The 2,701-nt window shown below is 55.1% G+C and carries 3 protein-coding genes; 1 reads left to right on the top strand and 2 read right to left on the bottom strand.

Translation table 11 applies throughout. The annotated features are described in order from the left end of the window. The first annotated feature begins 121 nt into the window (after positions 1–121). A complete protein-coding gene (locus K5905_RS31220; protein ID WP_297591610.1) occupies positions 122–1,024 on the top strand; it encodes a LysR family transcriptional regulator in 903 nt (300 codons plus the stop codon). A 113-nt stretch (positions 1,025–1,137) separates the two neighbouring features. Here the strand turns inward: K5905_RS31220 and K5905_RS31215 are convergent, their stop codons facing one another. Both K5905_RS31215 and K5905_RS31210 read right to left on the bottom strand, forming a co-directional pair. Further along, positions 1,138–1,938, bottom strand: coding sequence for a carbon-nitrogen hydrolase family protein (locus K5905_RS31215; RefSeq protein WP_297591609.1), 801 nt, complete (start codon positions 1,936–1,938; stop codon positions 1,138–1,140). Between the two features lie 3 nt (positions 1,939–1,941). Further along, positions 1,942–2,701: Xaa-Pro peptidase family protein (locus tag K5905_RS31210; RefSeq protein WP_297591608.1), on the bottom strand; the 760-nt coding region annotated here is incomplete at its 5' end.

Raw genomic sequence — 2,701 nt, 5'->3', positions numbered from 1 at the left:
GCGTTCGATTGGTGTGGACATGATGATCCTTCTTTCCTGTGTCGCGAAACTAAAAATAGGACTTAAATTAGCGATTGTTGTTCGCTATTGAGGCGATATACATGCGCTAATGGAGTTCGTGATGATTGGATCGAAGGTCAACGACATCCTGGTTTTCATGTCGGTTGTCGATACCGGCAGTTTTGTGGCCGGTGGCAGAACATTCGGTCTGTCTCGATCAACAGCCGGTAAGGCCGTGGCCCGGTTGGAGGAAAGCTTTGGCGCACGACTGCTCAACCGCACTACGCGCTCGATTGACGTGACAGAGGAGGGACGGCGTCTTTATGAACATGGTCAGGCCATAAGGCAGGCGATCGAGGCTGCAGACGCCAGCGTCAGTGCAGATGCCGGCGTGCCCCGCGGCAAGCTCAGGATCACGGCCTTGGACGCGCTCGGACGCCGATTGGTGCTACCGACAGTGCGTCGCTACCTCGCAAAATGGCCTGAAACTCAGGTTGAAATCAGTTTTTCAGATCGCACCGACAACCTCATCGAGAAAGGTTTCGACCTCGCGATCCGGGTCGCGGTCGGTAGCCCGGACAGCAGTTTTATTTCAAAGACAGTCGCGAGCGATGAAATCGTGCTGTGCGCAACTCCGGCCTACTTCGAACGACGCAGTCATCCCCGCAATGTTGAGCAGCTCAGCCTTCACGATTTGCTGCAATTTTCCAGCAATGGCGAGCATCAGGGCTGGCAGCTTCAGGACACAGACAGCACGTGGATGCGCGCTCCGGGGCGGGTGAGATTTCGCTGTGACAGTGCCGAAGCGCTTCGTGAAGCCGCGTTATCGGGCATGGGCATCGCCATGCTTCCAAGACTTCTTGTCGGGCGCGACATAGTTTCGGGGCAGTTGGAGCAGGTTCTGCCGCAAGTCACGTGCGGAACAGTGCCAATCGTTGCGATCTATCCGCATAAACGATTGCTCGAACCGCGTGTTCGTCACTTCATCGATATGATGAGTGAGGATCTGAGTGGAGCCGAGTAACGAAAAATCACAAATGGTTCCTGACGGTGAGGCGGATTTGTCTCGTACCAAAGGGGCGATGTGAAACCTTCCCGCGTCTTTGATCAAGGGGGGCGAGTTGCTGTGTCCCGCTCCTATCTGATGTTTCTGACCCAAGGCAGTTTAACGTGATCTGCATGGTAGGGCATTCTGGCTTGCGCTGCCTTGACCGACGACCGGTCGAGATGGGCTATTGACAGTCCGGCGGAGTTTTTGTTGCGTGCAAGCGTGCTGCCATCAGGTGCGATTATGCAGCTGCCGCCATAATAGGTCAGCCCGTTTTCCTGACCGCAATAGTTTGAATAGCAAACAAAGACACCGTTCTCGAAGGCGCGCGTGGGAATGACACATTCCGAAACTACGCTCCATTCATTTGCAAGCGCAGTTGGCACCACCACCAAATCAGCCCCCGCAACCGCGACGTGGCGCATGTTTTCAGGGAATTCTACATCGTAGCAAACCAGGATGGCCAAGGTGAACGCCCCTAGGCGAAACAGCTTGCACTCCCGACCGATAACGAAGTTGTCCTGTTCGAAACCTGGGGGGAGCAACAACTTACGATGTCTGCCGATGATCTGTCCGTTTTGGCCGATGCATTGGGCCGAATTATAGAGACCTTCAGTCTGCTGTTCGGCGAAACCATAGAGAATTGCGGTTCTGTATCGTTTTGCCAGTTCGGCAATCGATGTAGCAAAAGGTCCGTCGGGAGGTTCTGCATGTTTGCTGGAAAAATCACCAATGTTGTAGCCGCATTGAAAGAGTTCCGGCAGGACAATCAGGTCAAGCATGGCGTCTTCATGGGAGGCCAAAAGGCCCGCGAGCCAGTCCAGACGCTCCTCGGGAGGTTCCAGATCCGCTGGGCATTGGGCAACCGCGACAGTAAGCGTTTCAGGCATGGGTCAGGCTTTGCTTAGCAGGATTTCGCGGGGATATTCGGTGATGTAGTCCACGCCGAATTCGGTTACCACGACGCTGTCTCCGATCCGACCGGCTGTCACTCCGTCCAATGAGATGCCGCCATCAACGGCAAAGGTCATACCGGGTTGCAGAACCGTCTTGTCGCCTTCCTTCAGTTCCGGTGCTTCAAGATAGGCAACACCGATGGACCGGCCGGTTCGATATCCGGTTTCGAAACCGCGTGTGCGATAGATTTCGTTTGCAGCGGCGGCAACATCCTCGGCGAGAGCGCCTGGACGGATCGCCGCGATCGCCGCCTGTTGCGCGTCAATGGCTGCCTGCTGAACTTCCCTGTCTGCTTCCTTCACATCTTCAATGTGGAACATCCGGTCAAAGCCCAGCTTGTATTGTTTGAATTGCACCATGTTGCAGAAGCAGAAATAGACGGGGTCGAATTTTGTATACGCTCTCACGCTTGCCCGCCGGTGAACCATGGATGTGTCCTTGCCACTCTGGAGGATTTGCAGGTTGTGGATCATCGGGGAGACAAACCGATCCCATCCCTTCTCCGTCAAGTAACCCGCCGCCCTTCGGGAACCCGCATCGATGACAGCAAGGGCGGATTCATACTCGTGTGCTCCTTGCCGCAGGCTGGCATGCGCGGCTGACATCATCGCTCCTGCAATTGCGCCCGCCTGTTTCATCACTTCAATCTCGAAAGGAGTTTTTATTGTGCGCATAGGCCCCAAAATGGAGGAAATG

It is taken from the genome of Roseibium sp., assembly GCF_025698965.1.
Taxonomy (GTDB): Bacteria; Pseudomonadota; Alphaproteobacteria; order Rhizobiales; family Stappiaceae; genus Roseibium.
This window is presented reverse-complemented; position numbering and strand designations above follow the sequence as displayed.

Excerpts from the sequence above, each read along its gene's own strand:
- K5905_RS31220 (WP_297591610.1), top strand. The coding sequence starts at position 122 with ATGATTGGATCGAAGGTCAACGACATCCTGGTTTTCATGTCGGTTGTC.
- K5905_RS31215 (WP_297591609.1), bottom strand. The coding sequence starts at position 1,938 with ATGCCTGAAACGCTTACTGTCGCGGTTGCCCAATGCCCAGCGGATCTG.